Annotated in this window: 16 protein-coding genes; 6 read left to right on the forward strand and 10 right to left on the reverse strand. The window is 63.5% G+C overall.

The window, feature by feature from the left end; all coding sequences use genetic code 11:
* A partial coding sequence (locus tag VBE63_RS09565) for a trimeric intracellular cation channel family protein (protein WP_323682790.1) occupies positions 1-426 on the reverse strand: 426 nt, incomplete at its 3' end.
* Positions 427-556: 130 nt separating this feature from the next.
* Between VBE63_RS09565 and VBE63_RS09570 the strand changes: the two genes are divergently transcribed.
* Positions 557-1,396, forward strand: coding sequence for a Uma2 family endonuclease (locus VBE63_RS09570; RefSeq protein WP_323682791.1), 840 nt, complete (start codon positions 557-559; stop codon positions 1,394-1,396).
* A gap of 145 nt (positions 1,397-1,541) precedes the next feature.
* Here VBE63_RS09570 and VBE63_RS09575 read toward each other — a convergent pair whose 3' ends face one another.
* From VBE63_RS09575 to VBE63_RS09585, 3 genes are read right to left on the reverse strand one after another with little or no spacing between them, the layout of a single operon-like run.
* Entirely contained in the window at positions 1,542-2,099 is a 558-nt protein-coding gene (locus VBE63_RS09575) for a class I SAM-dependent methyltransferase (RefSeq protein ID WP_323682792.1), read from the reverse strand.
* A complete protein-coding gene (locus VBE63_RS09580; protein WP_323682793.1) occupies positions 1,997-3,568 on the reverse strand; it encodes a glycosyltransferase family 87 protein in 1,572 nt (523 codons plus the stop codon). Before VBE63_RS09580 ends, VBE63_RS09575 begins: the two co-directional genes overlap by 103 nt.
* Positions 3,565-8,541: an AAA family ATPase gene (locus VBE63_RS09585; protein WP_323682794.1), complete on the reverse strand. Its 4,977-nt coding sequence runs from the start codon at positions 8,539-8,541 to the stop codon at positions 3,565-3,567. Before VBE63_RS09585 ends, VBE63_RS09580 begins: the two co-directional genes overlap by 4 nt.
* A gap of 97 nt (positions 8,542-8,638) precedes the next feature.
* Between VBE63_RS09585 and VBE63_RS09590 the strand changes: the two genes are divergently transcribed.
* The 3 genes from VBE63_RS09590 (at position 8,639) to VBE63_RS09600 (ending at position 13,269) form a co-directional block, all read left to right on the forward strand.
* Entirely contained in the window at positions 8,639-10,597 is a 1,959-nt protein-coding gene (locus VBE63_RS09590; RefSeq protein WP_323682795.1) for an SEC-C metal-binding domain-containing protein, read from the forward strand.
* A gap of 10 nt (positions 10,598-10,607) precedes the next feature.
* Positions 10,608-11,855, forward strand: coding sequence for a BPSS1780 family membrane protein (locus VBE63_RS09595; RefSeq protein ID WP_323682796.1), 1,248 nt, complete (start codon positions 10,608-10,610; stop codon positions 11,853-11,855).
* A gap of 121 nt (positions 11,856-11,976) precedes the next feature.
* Positions 11,977-13,269 carry a cytochrome c gene (locus tag VBE63_RS09600; protein ID WP_323682797.1) on the forward strand — a complete coding sequence of 431 codons (1,293 nt, stop codon included), beginning with the start codon at positions 11,977-11,979 and terminating at the stop codon, positions 13,267-13,269.
* Positions 13,270-13,565: 296 nt separating this feature from the next.
* Here VBE63_RS09600 and VBE63_RS09605 read toward each other — a convergent pair whose 3' ends face one another.
* The 3 genes from VBE63_RS09605 to VBE63_RS09615 form a co-directional block, all read right to left on the reverse strand.
* Positions 13,566-13,892 (reverse strand): FeoC-like transcriptional regulator, encoded by a 327-nt coding sequence (locus tag VBE63_RS09605; protein ID WP_323682798.1) that lies wholly within the window; start codon positions 13,890-13,892, stop codon positions 13,566-13,568.
* Positions 13,892-16,246, reverse strand: coding sequence for a Fe(2+) transporter permease subunit FeoB (feoB, locus tag VBE63_RS09610; RefSeq protein ID WP_323682799.1), 2,355 nt, complete (start codon positions 16,244-16,246; stop codon positions 13,892-13,894). The genes VBE63_RS09605 and feoB overlap by 1 nt, the downstream gene beginning before the upstream one ends.
* Before the next feature lie 160 nt (positions 16,247-16,406).
* On the reverse strand, positions 16,407-16,727 hold the full coding sequence (locus tag VBE63_RS09615; RefSeq protein WP_323682800.1) for a FeoA family protein: 321 nt from the start codon (positions 16,725-16,727) through the stop codon (positions 16,407-16,409).
* Between the two features lie 339 nt (positions 16,728-17,066).
* On the opposite strand from VBE63_RS09615, the gene VBE63_RS09620 reads away from it, so the two are divergent.
* Positions 17,067-17,258 carry a hypothetical protein gene (locus tag VBE63_RS09620; RefSeq protein ID WP_323682801.1) on the forward strand — a complete coding sequence of 64 codons (192 nt, stop codon included), beginning with the start codon at positions 17,067-17,069 and terminating at the stop codon, positions 17,256-17,258.
* A gap of 80 nt (positions 17,259-17,338) precedes the next feature.
* Positions 17,339-17,749, forward strand: a complete 411-nt coding sequence (locus VBE63_RS09625) for a hypothetical protein (RefSeq protein WP_323682802.1) — start codon at positions 17,339-17,341, stop codon at positions 17,747-17,749.
* 77 nt (positions 17,750-17,826) lie between these two features.
* On the opposite strand, the gene VBE63_RS09630 is transcribed toward VBE63_RS09625, so the two are convergent.
* From VBE63_RS09630 to secA, 3 genes are all read right to left on the reverse strand, one after another.
* Positions 17,827-18,807: a Nudix family hydrolase gene (locus VBE63_RS09630; protein WP_323682803.1), complete on the reverse strand. Its 981-nt coding sequence runs from the start codon at positions 18,805-18,807 to the stop codon at positions 17,827-17,829.
* 108 nt (positions 18,808-18,915) lie between these two features.
* Positions 18,916-20,133: a bifunctional glutamate N-acetyltransferase/amino-acid acetyltransferase ArgJ gene (gene argJ / locus VBE63_RS09635; protein ID WP_323682831.1), complete on the reverse strand. Its 1,218-nt coding sequence runs from the start codon at positions 20,131-20,133 to the stop codon at positions 18,916-18,918.
* Positions 20,134-20,247: 114 nt separating this feature from the next.
* Complete coding sequence (gene secA / locus VBE63_RS09640; RefSeq protein ID WP_323682804.1) at positions 20,248-23,085, reverse strand: preprotein translocase subunit SecA; 2,838 nt, start codon at positions 23,083-23,085, stop codon at positions 20,248-20,250.
* Positions 23,086-23,164: the final 79 nt, after the last annotated feature.

Consider the following 23,164-nt stretch of genomic DNA (forward strand, 5'->3'; position numbering starts at 1 on the left):
CAGCGTCTCGCGCCCGGTGAGGGTGTCGCGCAGCAGGCCGCCGCCGATCCCGGTGATGACGCCCATCGCCAGCGCATGCGCCGGCGGCAGCCCCAGTTCGGTGCTCTTGATGAAGGCGCCGGAGGCGAACAGCGCCACGCCCATCGCATCCAGATAGGCGAGCAGATTGCCATGCGCATTCAGATGCGCGCGGCCGAGGAAGGCGAGGACTCCGGTCAGGGTCGCGCAGGTCATGAAGGCGGGATCATGCAGCCAGAACACCGGCGCATCGAGCATCAGATCGCGCAGGGTGCCGCCGCCGAGGGCGGTGACGATGGCGACCACCACCGCCCCGAACAGATCGATGCGGGTGCCCATGGCGGCGAGAATGCCTGATGCAGCAAAAGCAGCGGTTGCCACCAGGCCGAGCAGATAGAGGATGTCCATGGCGCAGAGCATAGCCTCATTGGCAGGTGATGCGACATCGGGCTTTCACAAGTCGGCTTGGGCAGGCCCTCGGAGCCGCCTTTTTGCTCTATGATGCTGCGCATGCGTCAACCACCCCCGGAGTCGTGCGATGAATCCTCTCTCACACATCGATCCGGATGATCCCTATCCGGAGAGCGATGGTCAGCCGATGGCCGACAATACCGAGCAGTATCAGTGGCTGGTGAAGATTAAGGAGAATCTGGAGATCCTGTTCGCCGATGATCCTGATGTCTTCGTCGCTGGCGATCTGCTCTGGTATCCGGTGCCCGATCGGCGCGAGACTGGACCGATCGCGCCGGATGTCTTCGTCGTCTTCGGCCGCCCCAAGGGACGGCGGGGTTCTTATCGCCAATGGGAAGAAGACGGCATCGCGCCGCAGGTCGTCTTTGAGATCCTCTCTCCATCCAACAGCGCCGCGGAGATGTCCAGCAAGCTCGACTACTATGATCGCTACGGGGTCGAGGAATACTACGTCTATGACCCGGACCGGCACTCGCTCGGCATCTGGATGCGCCAGGGTGGTGATCAGCCCACGTCCGCGCTCGAGCAGACGTCCACCGTCGAGTCCACACCCAAACCGGCATCGGGCAGTCAGGACTTCCGCCCAAGGCTTGCCCGACAGTCGCATATTCATGGTTGGACCAGTCCGCTGCTCGGGGTGCGTTTCGCGCTCACGCCCGAGACGCTGTTGCTGTTCTACCCCAGTGGTCAGCCGTTCCTGACCTCGGTGGAGTTGGCGCGGCGCGCCGAGGAGGCGTCCACGCGGGCTGAGCAGGAGACCAAACGCGCTGAGCAGGCGGCCATGCGCGCCGAGCAGCAGGCGATGCGCGCTGAGCAGGAGGCGATGCGCGCCGATGCCGAGCATACCCGCGCTGAGCGTTTAGCGGAGCGCCTTCGTGCGCTTGGCGTGGACCCAGAATCGCCTTGAGGGCGCGAGAGCACCAGGAGGCCTAGCGAATCAGCTCCGAGAAAAGAGCGATGCTTCGGCTTCTACAGGAAGCTGATCCCTTTGCGGAGAGCGACGCTCAGCCGATGAGCGACGAGACCCAGCAGGATCAGTGGTTGGTCAAGCGTCATCTAAAGCTGTTTGGCTCGGCGGCGACGGGCAGGCGAGCAACCAAATCGATCAGCGCGGCCTGCCCGGCATGGCCGCTGCCTTCCTGAAGCTCATGTTCGTATTCCTGGAGCCGCAGGATCTCCATGTCGGCAAAGGCCTCGCGCAGCAATTCGGGGGTGTAGAGCAGTTCGGCACAGGGCGGGCCGCCGGTGCCGTAGGCAAGCTGAGCCGGCGTGAAGCCATGCAGCAGGAGCAGGCCTCCGGGTGCCAGGGTCTGCTGCATGCCGGCGAAGATGGCAGCCCGCAGCTCGGGATCGGCGAACTGGATGAAGATGGCTACGACCAGATCGTAGGTCTTGGGCTCCCACTGCCAGTGCGCGAGGTCGGTGTCGCGAAAATCGACCTCGACGCCACGCTCCGCGGCGAGCCGTTGCGCTTTGGCCAAGGCCACCCGGGAGCTGTCGAGCGCCGTCACCTGGAGCCCCTGTTGAGCGAGGTAGACGGCATTGCGCCCCTCGCCCTCGGCGACCACCAGCGCGCGCTGCCCCGGCCGCAGCCGCTCGCGCTGCGCCACCAGGAACTGACTCGGCTCGGTGCCGTAGAGGTAGTCTTCGCGGTCGAAGCGTTGGTCCCACATGCTGCGTTGCCCTCATGCTCAGTGTCGATGGACAGTGGTTGGTTGGGTCTCGGCAGACAGCTGGGGCCGCTGCGCTGCCAGAGCTGCTCTGCGAGCAGTAGCCAGAGTGCGATGACAGCGACGGTCATCAGCGTCATTAGCGGGAGCGAGCTGACCCGGATCTCGCGCGGGATCAGGTCGTCGAGGGTGAGGGCGAGCACGGCGAGGACCAAGCCGGCGGCGAAGCGGCTGCTGGGTGCGAGACCGGGCGCCAGGACCCGGTCGCGCAGCAGCACCAAGGCGGCCGGTAGCAAGAGCACCAGGTGATGGGTCCAACTTGCTGGCGAGATCAGGAAGACCGCGATGCTGATCAGCGCGAGCTCAAGGTCGTGATCGATCGCGCCACGCGGTTGCGAACCCTGGTCGCTGCTCTGGCGTCTGTGCGGCGAGATTGCCGCTGATGCCGCATCGGATGTCAGGCTGCGCCGCATCGAGCGCCAGAGCAGCGTTCCAGTGGCGCTGATAACGATCAGTATCGCGGTGCTGGTGAGACGCGCAGCGAGGGCTGGATTATCGGCGATGATGCTGCTGAACTTGTTCGGCACCAGGAAACGCGCCATGGCGCCGGCCAGGCTGCGGTTCCAGGGCGCGGCGATCGAGCTATGACCGGGCGGCAGCTGGGTCAGACTGGTGGTGGCGACGATCTCTTGCCACCAAGAGACCCAGCTGCCGCTGGGGGCGACCCAAAGGCTGAGGCCGATGAGCAAGCTGCCGGCGAGCAGGCCGCCGATGACAAGTCGCAGCCGCGGCAGTGGTCCAGCGCCGAGGCCGAGCAGCAGATAATGCGGCTTGGCGATGCAGCCGAGCGCGAGCCAGGCACCTGCACCTGCACCTGCACCTGCACCTGCGCTTGCCCGTGCCCGTGCGAATGCAGGTGCCGGTGCCGCTGTGGCTGCCCCCGCACCTCCGCAGTCTTGGCGCAGCGCGCGCCAGTAACCCCAGATCAGCAGGAGCAATAACAGGTTGACCTGACCGAACTGAAGGTTCAAGTAGAGCCCGCCAAAGCAAGCGATGTAGAGCGGTCCCCAGAAACGCAGCTTGCCGCTGGGGTCGTCGCGCGCCAAGTCGCCAACGATGACGATCATCACGATAACCGTCAGCAACAGGTTCAACCCCAGCATCAGCCAGCCGAGCTGTTCTAAGCTGAGTCTTGCGATCGGATACAGCAGCGGCAGCGCAGTGGGCGGATAGGTGAAGGGCAGCACATCACCCGGGCGCCGCGGATAAGGGTTTTCGCCGTCGATGAAGACGCGCTCAGCAGCGGTGGCGTAGACGGCGATGTCGGTGTCGCGCCGCTCGATCTGCGTCGCCATCAGTCCGAGCAGCACAATGGCCAGCCCGAGTCCAAGCCAAGACCTGTGTATCATTCACGCTGCTCGAGCAGGTTGACCTCCGGCTCGCCGATCTTGTTATCGCGCCGAAATCGATAGGCCTCCTGAACCAGTGCGAGCTGGGAGCGGTCCGGCCCCCAGGCCTTGCTCTCGCTGCCGATGGTTTGGTTGTCCTCGGCCCAGAGCCGCCAGAGGATCGCGGCGTTCTCCCAGTAGGCGCCGGCGACATAATGTCCATCCGGGCTGAACACGGCGTTGGCGACGCCGCCAGCTCCAGCCTCCAAGGGCAAAAAGGTGCTGAGCGTCTGAATCTGCTTGCTCTGCCCCGATTGGCGCTGTTTCGGGCGCTTCCAAATCCGAATACTGCCATCGCGCGAGCCGGTCAGTATCCACTGGCCATCGGGGCTGAAGTCGGCGCGATAGATGCGGTCTTGATGACCAGCCAGGATGGCGATCGCTTCCCCCTGCGGGCTCCAGACCCTGGCGGTCTTGTCGAGCGATGCGGTCACAACCTGCTTGCCATCGGGGGCGAAGGCGATGCTGTAGACACGGCCTCCATGACCGTCGAGATACTGGACTTGACCACAGCTGGAGTCGATTTTGGCGCCTTGTTCAGTGGTCTTGAGCGCCGCGAGGTCGAGCCTGATGATGGCCGAGCGATCGTCCGCGCCGGCGATGGCGACGTAGCTCCCATCGGGGCTTAGCGCGAGATCGCCAATCTCGCCGATGCCGATATCTTCATCGCAAAGATGTCGCCACTGGCCAGATGGCGAGCGCTCGGAAAGGCGCATCACGCTGTTTTCATCCCCGGTCGCGATCAGGGTGCTGATGCCCTGGCCGGTGCTGGTCTGCTGCAGGTCAGCGGCTTCGATGGGTGTTTCGTCATGTTGCAAACCGTTGCCGGTCTCCAGCGGCTCGCAGGTCTCGCTGGAGAAGGCGCGCACCGGGGCGGCGGGGTCGTCCGACGTGGTCAGCACCCAGCTGGCATCGGGGCTGAACAGCGCGTTGTAGACGATGCCCTGCTTGGAATCGGTGACCTGCAGCTTGCAATCGATGCGCTTCTTGATCAGGTCGGCAATGCGCGCGGTGCCGTCGTTATGGGCGGAGGCGAGCCGGTTTCCCAAAGGCGAGAGCTGAACTTGGCGTGCCGGTTGCATCGGCTCTGGATCGAGAAAGGCGGCCCAAGGCTCGGGACTGCTGCTGGAGTCATCGCGACCATAGCGCCAGACGCGCACGCCGCCATCGAAGGCGGCCGTGGCAAGCAGCAAGGTGTCGGTGCCCTGGGCGATCGCAGCGGGGGCGATGGAGGTATCGACAGACCAGACGTGGTCTGGATGCTGCAGCCGGTAGGCGACCTGGGAGACCGGTGTTATCCGCCATAGGCGAGCCGTCTCGTCGCGTGCGGAGAAGGTGGCGACACGCTCGCCTTGGGCGTGGAATCCAGCGGCGATGATCGCCGCGTCATGGCCTAGGACAGCAATCGGCTTGCCGGTCTGCAAGCCAGTCAGTTTGGCCGTGCCATCGAGTGATGCGCTGAGCACCAGGCTTTCGTTGAGCTGACCTGATGCTGCGGCTGGCGGGTCGACGATGCGTAGGGTTCCGGCGCTGAGACGATGGCTGGTCAAGACCACGGCTTGATCGAAGACCTGCGCCTCGCTCAGCGCGCCGGGGGCATCGTTACTCAGTGTCCAACGCACGATCTGTCCCTCGTCGTCCGCGGCAACCAGGAAGGCCCCAGACGGGTCGAAGGCGAGATCGCGCACCGCGCTGCGATGCATCTGAAAAGTGCGACCGCCGATGCGCGCCGAGGAGAGTTCGGTGATCGGCTCGCCGTTGCTGCGGTAGAGCCGAATTCGCTCATCGGCAGCCGCGATGGCGATGCGCTCACCGGTGGCATCGAACAGGGCGCGGTCGAATGGCCGGCCGATGGGGCCAGCGGCCGGCAGCGAGACTGTGATGGCGCCAGAGTCGAGATCGATGAGTCGGGAGCGGCCGATGCTGGCAGCGGTAAGGATGGACTGGCCATCGGGTGAAAAGCGGAGGCTGCGAATCGGACCATCCTCGAGCGCCTTGTCGAGGATGATGCGGCCAGGCTGGCTGAGGTCGAGCACACAGAGGCCCTGCTGGCCTTCGCCGCCATCAGGGTTCCGGCTGAAGGCGAGGCGTTGACGACGGTCATCGAGCGCGAAGCTGAGCCCCGGCGGGGTGCCGCAGGCATAGTCCGGCTCGGCGCCGGCGCTGGCTGGGAGGCGCCAGACCCCCTCGCTGCCGATGCCGAAGACCTGGGTGTCGGGGCCGAAGACCAGCGTATGCAAGCCGAGCTCGGCATCGGCCAGCGCTTGCGTTGGGACAAAACGTCCTTGCTGAAGCTCGAGCAGCGTGACCGACCCGTCGGGCAGGAAGGCGGCGAGGTGCGCGCCTTGCTCGCTAAACGCCGGGCTGCGCGGCTGGTCCGGGATCGGGTTCGGAGCGGCGGCCATGGCGATCATGCGGTTGCTGCTGAAGGCCACGCCGAGGGTCTGCACCGCGCGCTCGGGCAGGTCGGTACCAGCGTCTAGCGCCAGGTCAACGGCCTGCGGGGTGTTGCCGCGGGTGATCGAGAGATTGGCCTCGTTGAGCTTGCTGCGGCTGAGGTTGGCTTGGGCATCGGCATAGGCGCGGTACGCCAGGCCGGCAGAGATCGCCGAAAGCAGCATCAGCGCGGCGAGCACGACACCGACTGCGCGCACCAGTTGGCTGCGTCGGCGCAGGAAGGCAAGATGTGCCTGGGACTGGGCGATGAACTCGCGCTCGAGCGGCTCCAGCTCATCGGCGTAAGTCTCACGCAGGGCCTCGGCTTCTGCGGAGCCGAGGTCGCGCAGCAGGTACTCGCTGTTGCAGTTGGTGCGTTTCCAGAGCTGTGCCTGGCGATCGAGCTGAAAGCGCCGGGCGAGTAACTGCCGATTAGCGGGTACCGCTAGCCAGTGGTGCACGGGTTCCCAGCGACTGAGCAAAATGGGATGGCTGAAGGACACCACGGCTCGATACTGACGCCAGTCCTGCCGCTCGCCGTCGGCGTTTGTATGGCTGTCGGCGCTGCTATCGCCGTCGGCTTGCTGCAGCCGCGGTTGGCTCCTGTTGTCCGGGTTCGGGGCGGGGCTCGGCTGGCCGGGGCGCAGCCGCCGCAGACGCTGCCGCCAGTCCGCTCGGGTCTGACGCCAGATGGCGGCGAGCTCAGAGCGGAGCCGATAGTCGGGCGGTTCGCAGCGGCTGTCTAAGGTCGGGTCGCGCAGCCCCTCGGCGATGACCAGTCGCGATTCGATCAGACGTTGCAGCAGGTGCTCGCAGTTTGGATCTTGGCGCAGCAGTGCAAGACTGCCGAAGCGGTTGGTAGCGCGACCGGTGACGCCACCCTCGAGGCTGATCAGCGCTCGGCAGAGCTTCGGCAGGGCGCTGCGTGTCTCTGGGTCAAGCTCGGCCCAGACTGCGGCTGCACGCCTAAGCACATGGCCGCTGATGCCGCCTGCGGCGAGGTAGTCGGCGCTGGAGAGCCGCAATCCGCTGTTGCTGTTGGCGGTTTGTCGCTGCAGGGCGCGCTGATAGCCCGAGTCCAACACCGCTTGGATCAGCGGCGGCCAGTGCCGCAGCCGGTTGGCGTCGGCCTCGATATGCTCGACCAGTTCGCGCTCGCCAAGCTCGTGGGCGTCAATCTCGATGCCGGCGATGCGCGCCGGGATCTCGATGACCTGGCGGATGCGCGCGGCCGATGGCGGTCCGATCTCGCTCCAGCCCTGACGTTGGATCAGCGCATGCAAGGCCGGCAGGCGCTCGAGGGCGGGCAGGGCATCGCTGCGCAGCATTGCGACCACCCAGATGGCGGTCGCGCTGGCCAGCGTCTGCAGGGTGGTGGCGAAGGTCTGCAGCTGCTCCAGGGGCGCGCTGTCGAGTGCGGTGTCGAGCGGGTCGAGCAGCAGCAGCAGCCGAGTGCCGCCACTGGTTGTCATGTCCGGAGAGCTGGCCTTGAGGGCGCTGCTGATCTGCTGCGCGGCCAGCGCCGGGTCGCTGATGAGCAGGCGGTGGAGCTCGGCGCTGCCAAGGCCGAAGTTGGCGAGCGGCTCGGCGAGTGCGGGCTGGGCGCAGAGCGCTTCGGCGATCGCCGCGGTGGGGCCGGCGTCAGTGGCGCTGGGGTCGACCAGGCACGGACGCACCGCCGCGATCTCGCCGAATTGAAATGGGCGTGTCAGCCGGGGCAGCACGCCGGCGCGCAGTAATGAGGTCTTGCCGCTGCCGCTCGGGCCCGTCACCAATAGCAGGCTGGTCTCTTCAGCCGCGAGCTGCTCTAAGCGCTGCAGCAGCTCGCGAACCTCTTGCTCGCGTCCGGTGAAGATGCGCGCGTCGGTGCTCTCAAACGGTCGGCCAGGTCGGAACGGGCTGCCCTGCCAATGCAGATCCCCGGTGGTGGCGCGACGCTCGGCGCTGATGCGTCGGTTGAGCAGCTTGCGGAGCTGGGTCGACACCAGCTCGCGGAACGCCGTGGCGTTGTCGAAGGTACGGAAGGCGCGGCGGAAGCTGTTGTCGTCGAAAAAGAAATGCTGGCGAAAAAATGCTTCCAGTCGGCGCCGGTCTTCAACCGCTTCGCGCGCGACTGCGGCATCGGTGATGTCGACCAGCTTCGGCGTGGTCTTCTTGTACACCAACACCTCGGGGATGCCGGCCTTGGCCGAGGCCTCGACCGCGTTGACGAACTCCCACTCGGTGCCGGTCATGCCCCGGTAGGGCTCTTGCGGCAGCGGCGAGCCGAGTCGGGTCCAGAGGATGACGAGGACAATGTCGCAGTCCTCGGGCTGGGTCAGCCCGGCCTGGAAGGTGCGATCCGCCGTCAGCGCCTCCTCTTCCCAGAGCACCGCGCGCAGCTCGAAGTACGGCAGATACTCAGTCGCCAGCTGATCGACGATGTCTTTGACCGCGGCGCGCTCGTGATCGACGTCAGCGGGTGAGGAGACAAAGATTCTGACGGACTTGTCGGTCATGGGCTCGTTTCAAGGGGCCGGATGCTGCTCGGGACGGCGGCTGCGGGCGTCGAGACGCGCCGCCTCGCTCAGGGTACAATGCCACGAGGGGACCGAATTGGCACCATTTCAGCCGGAGGGCGCCCTGATGCAGAGCGAGACGACTGACCCGCAGCGGATGGAACAGCTATTGCGTGATGCGGTACGACAGATTGCAGGCGATGGCGATCTCGATCGCTATATTGCCTGGTCGCGGGCCCATATACCGATCGAGCTTGGCGTCGAGTCTGAGCTGGTGGAGGGGGAAGCCGAGCGTTTAGCCGCCATGCTGGGCGTGGCGATCTGGAACGCGACCCCGCGCGCGGACAATGACTGGCGACCTCTCGTCCTTACACCGCCCGCTGATGATGAGCCCTGTTTCTGTGGCTCTGATCTCCGTTACCGCGATTGCTGTGGGCCGCTTGGGCCCTTGCCGGAACTGCCGCTCGAGCTGATCTGGGATCTGCTGATCGACGATCTGCCAGAAGAGGCGATGCAAGAGGCGCTGCGCCGCCGCGCGGTGCCTGACACGCTCTTGGCCAAGGTCGCTGAGCGCTGGCTGGAGCACGAGCGGCCTGGGCGTGCGGCAGCCTTGCTGGAGCCTCTGTTCAAAGGCGATATCGGCGCGCTCGATGGTCGCTATGAGCCCGCGCTCGATATCCTCTGCGATGCCTTTGACGCGCTGGATCACTGGAAGAAAAAACACGCCTTCTTGCTGCGCGTAACCGACGAAGGCAGCCGTGAGCTCAAGGCTGCCGCCTGGCAACGGTTGACCATGATGTTTATGGATGAGGGCGAGCTCGACTATGCCGGCGAGGCCTTCGAGCAGGCCTTGCGTCAGGGGCCGGATAATCCATCGACGGCCCTGCTTGAGATCACCCTGCTCGCAGCGCGCCATGATGACGCCCGCGCCCGCTCGCGAGCACAATTTTGGCGCCATCGGCTCAGGCGAAATGGCGAAGCTGACGCCGGGTTTCTCGGCTTTCTCGAGCAGGCCATGATCGACCCGCAAGAGGCCTTGGTCTCGAGTCATTCAGCGGCAATGGACCCCTTGCTACTTGAGCTTTGTCAATGGGTCAGGTCGCTCTCGGCGCTGCCACCGTTGGCTTATCAGGTCGAGACACTCGATGATCCGCTGCCGCCGGGGGCCGGTCGGCAACTGTCGTTGTTTCCCGATGAGCAATTCCTGATCGACGGCGCGGCGTCATCCGGCGCGGTGGGTGCGCTCTTGCCTAATACCCGTTTGCGTGCGGTCGAGCGCGAATGGCACCGGGTCTTTCCGGCATCTAAACCCTACTCGACCCAGCTCTCGGCGCTCGATGATGGCGCACTCTGGGACGGCGAGGGCTGGATGCGCTTTCTCGCCGCGCAGCCCGAGGCGGCGAATAGCCTAGACATCTTGGATGATCTGGCGACTGCGCTCTATGAGCACCCGGAGAGCAGCCTGCCTTGGGTCGCGCATACGCTACTGGGGCCGCTTTATCAGCGTGCGCTTGCGATCATCGAGGCGACCATTGCCGATACCGGCGTCGGCGCCTTGCCCTGGAGTGCGGAGCGCAACCGTCCGGCGCTTAGGCTGCTGTTTCGCGCCTATCTTCACGAAGCTGAAGCAGGCCGTGAGACGGCTGCAACGGCTGCGGTTGAGCGCTTACTGGCCCTGAACCCTCAGGATAATCATGGCGCTCGGGCTGAGTTGATGAACCATTATCTCCGTGCCCGATCGGATCAGCAGGCGCTGGAGCTTGCGCGCCGATTCCCAGACGATCTGCTTGCCGATCTGGCCTATGGTGAGGTGCTTGCGCTCTATCGTTTGGGAGATCAAGAGCATGCGGCACGCGCACTGAGCCGCGCAGTGGATCGGTTGCCACGTATTCCGCGCTTCCTGTTGCGTAAGCGTATCAAACGCCCAGTGCTGGATGACGCTGGCTTTACCCCCGGCGGCGAAGATCAAGCATGGCTCTATCGTGAGGCGATGCGCGACGTCTGGGAGGCGGAGCCGGGCCTCTTGAACTGGATGAAGAAGCGATTAACCGCTTGAGGAGGCATTGATGGCGCAGGTCTTTAAGGTCGTCTTTACCGGAACCCTTGACCCCGCGGTCGACCCTGAAAACGCCGTGCGGGATTTCGCCACTGTGTTCAAGGTGAGCGAGCCCCAGGCCCGTGAATTGATCGCGGCGGGTCAGGCGCGGGCGCTGAAAACCGATGTCGACGCTGACAACGCGCGGCGCTATCAAGAGGTGCTTGCGGAGATCGGACTGGCATCGCGAATCGAGCCGATGGAGGCGGATGCGGCCGTTGCGGATGTTGGCGGGCAGGTCGCTGCGGCTGAACGAGCAGCGGTCGATGCGGCTGGAGACGGCGCTGCTGGTCCATCTGGCTCGCCTGGAACACATCCACAAGGGCCGCTGTCCCTGGCTAAACAGACCCGCGATCGGGTGTCGGCCGCTGGTGTGGCAGGCGGTGACGGCGGCCAGCGGCGGTTCGCCCCGGTGAGACGTCCCGCGAGCCATGGTTGGTATTGGATCACCCAGGCCTGGCAGCAATTCAAGGTTCAACCCAGGGGGTGGCTAGCCGCTGTTGCTCTAGTCTATCTGGTGACTTTCGCGCTGAGCTTGGTGCCAGTGATCGGCTCTTTGGCAACCATGATCCTGGGGCCAATCTTTGCCGGTGGGCTGATGCTAGGCGCCCAGTCTCAGGAACGCCAGGGTAGGCTGAGGCTGACCGCTGGTTTCGATGGCTTCTCGCCGCACGGCGGGCAGTTGGCCTTGGTTGGCTTACTCTATCTTTTGGGCCTGTTCGTAGCCGTCATGGTGGCTGCCCTAATCTCGATGGCGACCGGTGTCTTAACGGTCTCCTCTATGGAGGCTCTGAGCTCGAGCGACCCAGCAGTGGTCGCTGCTGCCTTGGGACCGGCGCTTGGACTGTTCTTGCTCGTGGTGATGCTCACGCTGGTGCCGTTATTGATGTTGTATTGGTTTGCTCCAGCGCTGGTGGCGTTGGAGGGGATGACGGCGATTGAGGCGATGCGGATGAGCTTCAACGGCTGCTGGAAGAACCTGATCCCCTTCGTGGTCTATGGCTTGGCCCTCGTCTTTATCTTGGTCGGAGCCAGTCTGGTGTTAGGGATGCTGGGCGCCCTCCTGGCCGCGGTCTCGGAATCGCTGATGGTGGTCTTGATGCTACTGATGATCCCACTCATGCTGGTCTTTGCAGCGCTCGTGGTCTTGTCGATTTATAGCGCTTACCGAGATATTTTCCATGGGGCAACGCCACCGCAAGGGACCCATGTCTTCTGAGCAAGCGCTTGCTTGATGATACCTGCTTGATGATACCTGCTTGCCTGGCTAGCGTCTGCAGCTTGCAGATCGCTCGAATGCTTCACCATGTCAGGTCATCCCACCCTCGGAGAGATCGGTTATGTGTTTTCGCTCACTTACCTTGACCACGAGTCTGCTCTGCGCGAGTGCCCTTGTGGTGGCCGGCGATGAGCTGGTCGATACGCCGTCAGATCCAAGCGAGCTACCGCAAGGGCGCTTGGTTTACGGTGAGTACATGGCGACCGCAGGCGATTGCATCGCCTGCCACACGCGACCCGGCGGCAAGCCTTTCGAGGGTGGCTTGCGGATCGATACCCCCTTCGGCACCCTCTACACGCCGAACATCACGCCGTCAAAGGACGATGGCATTGGCGCGTTCAGCGACCAGGACTTCCTGCACGCGCTGCAGGATGGTATCTCCCCGAGTGGGCTGCCTTACTATCCAGCGTTGCCCTATCCCTTCTATACCAAGGTAGAGGATGAGGATCTGCTCGCGATCAAGGACTATCTGATGTCGCTCGAGCCGTCCAGTTATCAACCGCCCAAGAACGATCTACGCTGGCCGTTCTCGGTGCGCGACCTGATGTTCGGCTGGCAGGAGGTTTATTTCGACAAGGGCCGTTTTGCGTCTGACCCGAGCCGCGGCGAGGAGTGGAACCGGGGTGCCTATCTGGTCGAGGGGCTTGGCCACTGTGGCTCCTGTCATACCCCACGCAACATGGCGGGCGCAACTGAGCCTTCGCAGGCGATGACCGGTGCCATCATTGATGGCTGGTATGCGCCGAATCTGACCTCTGATCTGGGCGAAGGGCTTGGACGCTGGACTGTCGATGAGCTTGCCGTCTTCCTGCAGACGGGCATGGCGCCAGCTGATCTCGATTCCTCGGAGCCGGATGCGGGTGCTGCACCAGCGACTGCGGCACTGGGCCCGATGGCCGAGGTAGCGCACGACAGCCTCTCGAAACTCGCCCTGTCTGACCTGCGAGCAATTGCGGTTTACCTAAAGGATCTCCCGCCTAACACCGAGCTCAACCATCGGCCCAAGAGACCGGAGGTGCTGACGGAAGCGGCCTATGAGCAAGGTCGCGAACTCTATGTCAAGAACTGTAGCGCTTGCCACCAGGATCATGGCCAGGGGCTTCAGCCCTACTTTCCTGCGTTGAGGGGTAATCCGGTGGTCAATGATGAGCGACCAAACGATCTGATCAAGACCCTGCTGCTAGGCGCCCCCTCCGATCCCTCGGAAGCCTTTTCGCGGCATGTGGTGATGCCCTCGTTTGGCTCGGTGTTGACCGACGAGCAGATCGCGATCCTGGCAAGCTATCTCCGGGCGAATTGGGGTAATGATGCGCCGCCTGTGACTGCGCATGCGGTTGAGGCCTTGCGCCAATAATCCGATAAACCGCAGATGACGCAGATTTGCACAGATTAAAATAATATAAAACAAGGTCTTGGCGGGTTTAACAAGGCCACCCAACAGCTGAAGCAATGAACGGCAGCAAGGTATTGAAATCTCTGCGTTAATCTGCGTCATCTGCGGTTGAAATGCTCTTTTTAGGATAATGGATGCAGCGATGTCGCCCGAGCGACCAGGGGACGCTCGCGCTTCCCAGTATCCAGGCAGAGACCCTTGGCGAGCTTTTCAGGCTATCGCGCCGTTCCGCTCGACGACTGGCTCAACGGATGCGCTCACCCCTGGCCCTGGGGCGGTCTAGCCGCTGGGCAACGGCTTGGTACCCTGGTGCTGCGACCAACCTCAGACTGATCAGCGCCAGAAGCACTGTCGGCATCCTCTTCAGCGGTTGCCTGCCAGTGGTAGAGTTCGCGCGGCGCGGGGTCGCAGAGCATGCAGCCGGTGCAGGCTGTCGGGGTTGGAAGCTGTGCGATGCGTCCTTTATCGACCCACTTCTGCAACAGCGCCCGCGCAACATCGGTGGGCACAGCCAGATTCAGTGCCACCTCCTGCACTGAGATCACGCCCTGCTGGCGCACCAGATCGCGTGCCCTTGTCAACATCAGGCGCGGCTGCTGGCGGTGGCCAGCGCCATCTGCCGTCCCCGCTTGCCCCAGAGGCGCAGCCCCGTGAAGACTAGGATCAGCAGCAACAGGAGGGCGCCGATCCAGAGGCTGGATGACAAGGGATGCCGCTCAAAGGTCGCGCTTTGGTAGAACAGGGTGGCGGTGATAAAGGCGATGCCGGTGGTCCAAACAGCGACAAAACTGGCCCAGGGCGCACCAGCCTCGCGCACGATCGCGCCGATGGTGGCGACGCAGGGGAAGTACAGCAGCACGAACAGCAGATAGGCGAAAGCGCCGGCTTGGCCGTCGAAGCGCGCTGCCATCGCGCCAAAGGTGCCGGACGTGATCGCTTGCTCGGCGGCGATGGCGTCAGGATCGAGCTCCTCGCCGATCTGTAAGCCGAGTGGATCGGCCAGGCTGCGGCCAACCTCGGCGAGATTGGCAGGGATGGTCGCGGCTGCGGCGATGAGCGCCGAGCTCAGCTCGAAGGGTGGCGCTGTCTCCTCAGGCGCCGCCTCCACCGCAAGCCGGCTGTAGAGACTGTCCAGTGTGCCGACGATCACCTCCTTGGCGAGCACGCCGGAGACGATCCCAAGCACAGCGGGCCAATTGTCTTCGCCGATGCCCATGGGCGCGAACAAGGGGGTGGCTAGGCGGCTGGCAGCGGCGAGGATCGAGGCATCGCTATTGCTCTGATCCAGTTTGCCATCGGTGCCGATCGAACTGAGCATGTTCAGGATCAGCACCATGACGATGATGACCCGCCCGGCCTCGCGCAGGAAGAGCCGTACCCGATCCCAGGTGCGCAGGAGCACGCCGCGCAGTCTGGGCATGTGATAAGGCGGCAGCTCCATCATGAAGCCGGTACTGGAGCCGGCGAGCAGGGTCCGTTTCATCACCAGGCCGGTGAGCAGTGCGATGGCGATGCCGGTGAGATAGAGCGCGAAGACGATATTTTGGCCAGAATGCGGAAAGAAGGCTGCTGCGAAGAGCACATAGACGGGCAGCCGGGCACCGCAGGACATGAACGGGTTCATCAGAATGGCCAGCTTGCGCTCACGTTCGTTCTCGAGTGTGCGCGTGGCCATGACGGCCGGGACATTGCAGCCGAAACCCACGATCAGTGGGACAAAGGCCTTGCCGGGGAGTCCGATGGAGCGCATGAAACGGTCCATAACGAAGGCCGCGCGCGCCATGTAGCCCGAATCTTCGAGTGCAGAGAGGAAGATGTAGAGGCTGGCGATGACCGGGATGAAGGTGGCGACGACAGCCAGGCCAGCGCCCACGCCATCGGCGAGGACGAGCCGGGTCCAGTTCGGTGCGCCGAGGTTGCTGAGTACTGTGCCAAGTCCATCGACGAACAAAGCCGTCGCGACAGCATCAAAAAAATCGATGAAGGCGCCGCCGATGTTGATGGTGAAGACGAACATCAGGTACATCATCGCCAGAAACAGCGGGATGCCCCAGAGGCGGCTGAGGACGACACGATCGATGGCATCGGAGAGGTGACCGACGGCTGCGCCGCGTTGGCGTTGTGCCATTTTCGCCAATGCATGGGCATGGGCGAAGCGGGTGTCGGCGATCTGGATATCGGCGTCCTCGCCGGTCCGCGCGGCGATCGCCTGCCGCCAATGCTGAACCCTTGCCTCAAGCTGGGGATCAGGCTCGGTGAGAACCTGGTGGTCGCCCTCGATCAGCTTCAAGGCCAGCCAGCGGTCGTTGCGCTCCGAACCGCTGTTCAATCCTGGCAACAGCTCGGTGATGGCCTGCTCCACGACCTCATCATGGCCTAACGCATAGCCTCCACTCTCCTGGCCGCCTGCCACCGCGAGCGCGCGTGCACTCAGCTCGGTGATGCCCTCCTTGGAGATCGCAACCACGGGTACCACCGGACAACCGAGCCTCTCGGATAAACTGTCGGTATCGATCTCGATGCCACGCTTGCGGGCAACATCCATCATGTTCAGTGCCAGCACGATTGGTACGTCAAGCTCGAGCAACTGCAGGGTCAGATAGAGATGACGTTCAAGATTGGAGGCATCGACAACGTTCACGACGAGATCGGCCTCGCGACTCAGCAGGTAGTCGCGCGTCACCCGCTCGTCGAGGGAATCGGCATCCAGCGAGTAGATCCCCGGCAGATCGATCACGCGCAGCGGCCGCCCGTCAAGCTCGCTGCGGCCCTCGCGGCGCTCAACGGTGACTCCAGGCCAGTTACCCGTGGTTTGGCGAATCCCCGTCAGGGCATTGAATAGCGCGGATTTGCCGCAGTTCGGGTTGCCGGCAAGCGCCATGGTGAGCGGCGCCTTGGCCCCTAATGGGGTGCTGGACTCTTTGGGGGTGCGATTCATCGCGGTACGACTCTGTGCGAAGCTTCGTGGCTGTCCTTGTTCGATTTCCCGATGATCATCTCGATGGTCTCTCGACAGAGACCGGCAAATCGGGAAGAAGTTGGTGGACAGTGTCTTAGTGTCTTGGGGTGCTAGGGGCCCGCGAGTTGTTAGGGGCTTGCTAGGGAGTTGCCCGAGGTGCGGCGCGCGCTTGGGGGGCTGCTGGCGCGATGAGCAGCTTTTCGCCGATCCCGCCGCCTAGGGCGATCCGGCTGTTGCCGACCGAGACCACGAGTCCAGATCCCCGGCGGTGTTCGACACGTACCTGGGTGCCGACGCGGATGCCGAGGCCACGTAATTTTCGATGTAGCTCATGGCCGCCCGCGATCTGCGTGATCACGGCGGATGATCCGGCAGCTAACTGCGCTAGCGTTATCGGTGTTGATACGGCTTGATCCATCGAACGCGGCCTATTGAGGGCTGCTCGCCAGTGAAGAGACATCAGCTGATAGAGACAGCTTTCGCATTCGCAACATAGTGGCGATCCTGCCGTTGTGGAAGTCTTGAGCACTAGATCGACTGACGCAGCGCAGCATTACGAGCATTTCACGGGTCATCGGCTGCAGACGCAAGTGTCCACAAGAAGCGACATGGAAACGATGCATTGAGAACTGTCGCAACTGCGCTATGCTGTGAGGCGAGGGTGACGTGACTTGTCGTGTATATCACGCATGTTGTGGATGGTTACTGCGGCTGGCGATCAACGGACGTGATCGCGGACTATCGTGATTTTGCAGGCCACTCTGTTGTTATCCAAGTGGTTTGTTGCGTAGAGGCATGAATGATGACACCGAAACAGACCCACACCCTATGGCATCTTCGCCGTCAAGGGCTGCAGTTTGAGGCTGAGAGGGCGGAGCAGGCCTGGTCCCGGGGCCGTGAATTCCTCCCCGAGCAGCGTTCGCCGCTCAAGCGGGAGACGCGTGAGCTGATCGATCAATGCAACTGGGAGCTGGAGGCCGAAGTGGCTTGAGCTGAGAGTCAAGTCTGCGGCTAGACGAGCACATCACAACAGGCATCGAGGCTCTCACTTTAACGGCGAGGCAAAAAACGATGCGAAAAGGTTATCTGCTGCTCGAGACGCAACCGGATCTACCGGGCCTTGTCACTCTGAGTACGGCGGACGGCGCTCCTCAGCTCGATCGGTCGGGTTTGAGGTTTGCCGCCCGCTTTGAGGATGTCGATACCGCGTTCATGCACCTGCACGAGGGCCTGCGCCGACACCTCAACAGCCTAGAGCCGCGGACCTATAGGGTAGATCTTGAAACGGCTGTGGCCGCAGCCGACGCCGTTGAGCTTGACCATCGCCGCGTCTTCATCGAGCCCCAGCTCGCTGCATCCAGCCGTCTTGATGAGCGCATCAAAGGATTGCATCGCCGTCACCGGCGTTTTGATCTGTTGATGCAGATGGTCGGCTTGCTGGCCTTGCTTGTCCTCGCCCTGTTGGGGTTGGTTCCCTTCTGAGTCTTGCTTGTGCGGATGCTCTAGTCCTGCTTGCGCAGATGCGCTTCTGATAAAGCGTTTCTGAACATCGCCTCCGTCTAGGCTGAGCCTAACCAGAAACCGCTGATGGCCGCGATTCCTTGGGCACCATGCTGGATGGCGATCTCGAGATCGCTGTCATCGACCCCACCCAGCGCGTAGACGGGTAGGCTGGCCTGATCCACGAGTTGGGCGAAGCTCCGCCAGCCGAGTGGCGTTGCCTCTGGATGGCTTCCTGTGCGTTGTACGGGTGAAAGCAAGGCGTAGTCCAAACCAAGTGCGGACGCCTTGGCGAGAGCCTCGGCACGATGGCATGAGGCACCGAGCAACGGCTTGCTGAGCCGTGGGCGTTCGGCCAATCCTACTAGCCGTGCCTCGGTGAGATGCAGCCCGTCGCCAGGCAATGTGTTGGCGAGCTCCAGATCGCAGTTGAGTACAAGCTGAACCTTGGCCTCTTGGCAGACTTCGGCACAGCGCCGCGCGAGCACTGCGTATTCACTGGCAGCGAGTCCGGGTGCCCGCAGCTGGAGAATGCGCAGCTGGGAGCGGTCGAGCACATCGCTGAGCCGGGCGAGGAAGGCATCAGGCTGGCGCGGATCAGGACCGGTGATCAGGTACCGGCTCGGCAAGCGGAGTGCGCTGATGACAGGCCGGTCAGCCGCCGGAAAATACTCAGGCTGCATGTCCGCCGGCAGCAGCCAATCCAGTGCCTGGCCCTCGCGCCCCTGTGGATGACCCTGATAGCTGAGTACCCGATGAATGTCGAGCAGTACCAGCCGGTCGCCATAGTCATGGCGTAGACGGATCAGCGGCCTTGAGGCCCTGACCTGAATGCCAAGCTCCTCATCGAGCTCGCGGGCCAGTCCCTGCTCGGCTGGCTCGCCAGGCTCGAGCTTGCCACCCGGGAACTCCCAGAGACCGCCCTGATGCGTGCCGATGGGTCGTTTGGCGATCAGCACACGGCCTTGGGCGTCACTGATGACGCCAGCGGCGACATGGATCAGTTTGGGGTCGGCGAGCGTCCCACTTCTCTGGCTCATCTTTGATGCGTTGCGTCGCTAGCGGTCAATTGCTGTTGCTTGATTCAAGCTGCTGCGGCGAGGCATCAGCGCGGCTCGTCGGCATGATCCGATCGGCTAGCTGGCTAGCTAGGTTCGGTACTCGGCGTTGATGCGGACGTAGTCATAAGAGAGGTCGCAGGTCAGGAGTCGAGCGCTGCTCCTGCCGCGGCCGAGATCGACCCCGATGCTGAAGCTATCCTTGGCCATCACAGCCTGTCCAGCCTGCTCCTGGTAGCCCGGATCGCGACCGCCGCCTGAAACGATGAGCACATCGTCGAGCCGGATGCGCACCTTGTCGATGTCGAGGTCCTCAAGCCCAGCGCGTCCGACCGCGGCGAGGATGCGTCCCCAATTGGGATCAGAGGCAAAGAGGGCGGTCTTGACCAACGGCGAATGGGCGATGGTGTCGGCGACCTGGCGTGCCTCGGTCGCCGTGCGCGCCTCGCCGATCTCGATGCTGACCAGCTTGGTTGCCCCCTCGCCGTCACGGACGATCGCGCGGGCGAGCTCGTCACAGAGCGAATTGAGCGCCTGCTGAAAGGCCTTGAGCTCTGTCGTCTCAAGGTCGGTCGTCTCGCGATCCGTCGAGCTTGGGTCATCGAGCGGTGGATTGCCGGCGGCACCGGTTGCGGCCAGCACACAGGCGTCGTTGGTCGAGGTATCGCCATCAATGCTGATGGCGTTGAAAGAGCCATCGACGGCTTGGGTCAGGCAGCGTTGAAGGCAGGCTGGGGTGACGGCGGCATCGGTCGCGATAAAGGCGAGCATGGTCGCCATATCCGGCCGAATCATGCCAGCGCCCTTGGCGATGCCGGTGAGGGTCACTTGCTGGCCGCCGAGCATCAGCTGTCGAGTGGCGATCTTGGGGCGGGTATCCGTGGTCATGATCGCGCGGGCGGCGGCATCCCAGCCGTTCTCATCCAGCGCCGCAAGGGCCTGGGGCAATGCGGCCGTGAGTCGCTCGACCGGCAGGTATTCGCCGATGACGCCGGTTGAGAAAGGCAGCACCTGTGCCGGATTGATGCTTGTCAGCACCGACAAGGCACGGCAGCAGGCGCGTGCGTCCTCAAGTCCGCGGGCACCGGTGCCGGCATTGGCGTTGCCAGCGTTGATCAATAGCCATCGCGGCGCCTCGGCGGTGAGATGCTCGCGCGCCACGGTCACCGGCGCGGCACAGAACGCGTTGCGGGTGAAGGTAGCAGCGCATGCTGTGCCCTCCGCTAACTCAATCAAGACCAGGTCGTCGCGATCGCGATAGCGGATGGCCGCAGGCACCGCGGCAAGGCGAACGCCAGTCACGTTCATCCTGCCTGGCTGCTCCGGACGATGAGGCGCTTGTTTCAGGGTGCTGGTTGCATCAAGGGTCATCGTCTGGTCCATGCTCTGGTCCATGGTCTGGTCACTGCTCGCCGCTGCAGGTTAAGAGACACGGCCATGGCACTGCTTGAACTTCTTGCCCGAGCCGCAGGGACAGGGCTCATTACGGCCGACCTTGCGACCGTCACGGACGAAGGGCTGATGTGCATCCTCGTCTGAGGTGGACGCTGCACCGCCAGCACCAGCCTGGCCGCCCGCTGCGTCTGGCGCCTGCTTGGCGGAGGAGGGGAGGCCCTCGAAGGCCTCGTGCTTGAACTGAAACGACGACGGGCTCGGCCCTTGCGGCAGGATCTCGTCGGGCACCTGCAGTTGCATCCGGGCGAGCGTCTTCACCACGTCCTGCTTGATGCTCGAGAGCATCGCCGAGAACATCTCGAAGGCCTCGCGCTTGTACTCCTGCTTCGGGTTCTTCTGCGCATAGCCGCGCAGATGGATGCCTTGGCGCAGATAGTCCATCTGGGCCAGATGGTCTTTCCATTGCGTATCCAGGGTCTGGAGCATCACCGCCTTCTCGATCTGGCGCATATTCGCCGGCCCGATCAGCTTCTCCTTCTCCGTCGCCTGCGCGGCAAGCTCATCGGCGATGCGCTTGCGCAGCGTTTCCTCGTGCAGGTCGTGGTCTTCATCCAGCCAGTGCTGGATCGGCCAGTCGCCGCCATAGGCGTCTTGCAGGGCGGCGGTCAGCCCCGGCACATCCCATTGCTCCTCCAGGCTCTGCGGTGGGATGTACAGGCTGATCAGCTCATTGAGCACGTCCTGGCGCATGGCGGCGACGGTCTCGGAGACGTCGTCACCGTCCATCAGCTCGCGGCGTTGCTGGTAGATCACCTTGCGCTGATCGTTGGCAACGTCGTCATAGTCGAGCAACTGCTTGCGGATATCGAAGTTGCGCCCTTCGACCTTACGCTGGGCGTTCTCGATCGCCTTGGTCACCCAAGGATGCTCGATCGCCTCGCCCTCTTGCATGCCGAGGCGTTGCATCATGTTGGCGACGCGCTCGGAGGCAAAGATGCGCATCAGGTTGTCTTGCAGCGACAGATAGAAGCGGCTCGAGCCCGGGTCACCCTGACGCCCCGCGCGACCGCGCAGCTGGTTGTCGATGCGACGGGATTCATGGCGCTCGGTGCCGATTACATGCAGGCCACCGGACTTGATGACCTGTGCATGACGCTTGTTCCAGTCCGCCTTGATGCGCCCGCGCTCCGGTTCGTTCCCGGCTTTTTCCAGCTCGGCCTCGAGGTTGCCGCCGAGCACGATGTCGGTACCGCGCCCGGCCATATTGGTGGCGATGGTGACCGCCCGAGGTTCACCCGCACGGGCGATGATGCCGGCCTCGCGCTCGTGCTGCTTGGCGTTCAGTACCTCATGGCTGATCTTCGCTGCCTTGAGCTTCTGCGAGACCAGCTCGGAGGTCTCGATCGAGGCCGTGCCCACCAACACCGGCTGCCCGCGCTCGACGCAATCCCGGATGTCTTCGATGATCGCGGCGTATTTTTCTTCCTGGGTCAGATAGACCAGATCGCCGCGGTCGTCGCGGACCATCGGCTGGTTGGTCGGGATCACCGTGACCTCGAGCCCATAGATGCTCTGGAACTCGAACGCCTCGGTGTCGGCGGTGCCGGTCATGCCGGCCAGCTTCGGATAGAGCCGGAACAGGTTCTGGAAGGTGATCGAGGCCAGCGTCTGGTTTTCTTGCTGGATCGCCACCCCTTCCTTGGCCTCCACCGCCTGATGCAGCCCCTCGGACCAGCGCCGTCCCGGCATGGTGCGGCCGGTGAATTCGTCGACGATGATGATCTGGCCATCGCGGACGATGTAGTCGACGTTCTTCTGGAACAGCGCATGGGCGCGCAGCGCGGCGTAGACATGGTGCATGAGCACGATGTTGCCAGCGTCGTAGAGGCTCTCGTCTTCGCCGAGCAGGCCCATCTCGGTGAGCTGTTGCTCGACCTTCTCGTGGCCTTCTTCGCTCAGGTAGACCTGCCGCGCCTTCTCATCGACCGAGTAGTCGCCGGGGCCGAAATCCGGTTGGCCTTCCTCGTTCTTGATCGGCTCCTGGCGGATCAGGCTCGGGATGATCGTATCGATCTTGGTGTAGAGATCGGTGTTGCCTTCGGAGGGACCCGAGATGATCAGCGGGGTGCGTGCCTCATCGATCAGGATCGAGTCGACCTCGTCGACGATCGCGTAGTAGGGATCGCGTTGCACCCGCTGCTCGGGCGTAAACGCCATGTTGTCGCGCAGATAGTCGAAGCCGAACTCGTTGTTGGTGCCGTAGGTGATGTCGGCGTGATAGGTCTCGCGCCGGGTCGCCCGGCGCAGGTGCCGATAGCCGTCTTGCTCCGCCGGCTCATAGGCGGGATCGAACAAGAACGACGCGTTATCCGGCCCCATGCCGCCGGAGCTGTTGATGACGCCGACGCTCAGGCCGAGGGCGTGATAGATCTGCCCCATCCAGGCCGCATCGCGTCGCGCCAGGTAGTCGTTGACGGTGACGATATGCACGCCTTTCGCCGGCAATGCGTTGAGGTAGGCGGCGAGGGTGGCGACCAGGGTCTTGCCCTCACCGGTACGCATCTCGGCGATCTTGCCGTTGTGCAGCACCATGCCACCGACCAGCTGCACATCGAAGTGGCGCATGCCGAGTACCCGCTTGCCGGCCTCGCGCACGACGGCAAAGGCCTCGGGTAGAAGGTCATCGAGGGTGGCGCCCTCGGCTAGCCGCTCGCGAAAGAGGTCGGTCTGGGCTCTCAGTGCTTCATCGGAGAGCGCGGAGACGCTGTCTTCGGTTGCGTTGATCTGCTCAGTAGACTTCAACAACCGTTTGACCAAACGCTCATTACGGCTGCCGAAGACCTTTCGGAAAAGGCGTAGGGCCATGATTAGGGCTCTGTAGTGGTGGGCAAAAATTTGCTCGGAATGATACCGGAGTCGAGCCAAGAGCGCAGATCGGCTCAGC

Origin of the sequence: Lamprobacter sp. (assembly GCF_034860625.1) — a bacterium.
In the GTDB taxonomy this organism is placed as follows: domain Bacteria; phylum Pseudomonadota; class Gammaproteobacteria; order Chromatiales; family Chromatiaceae; genus Lamprobacter.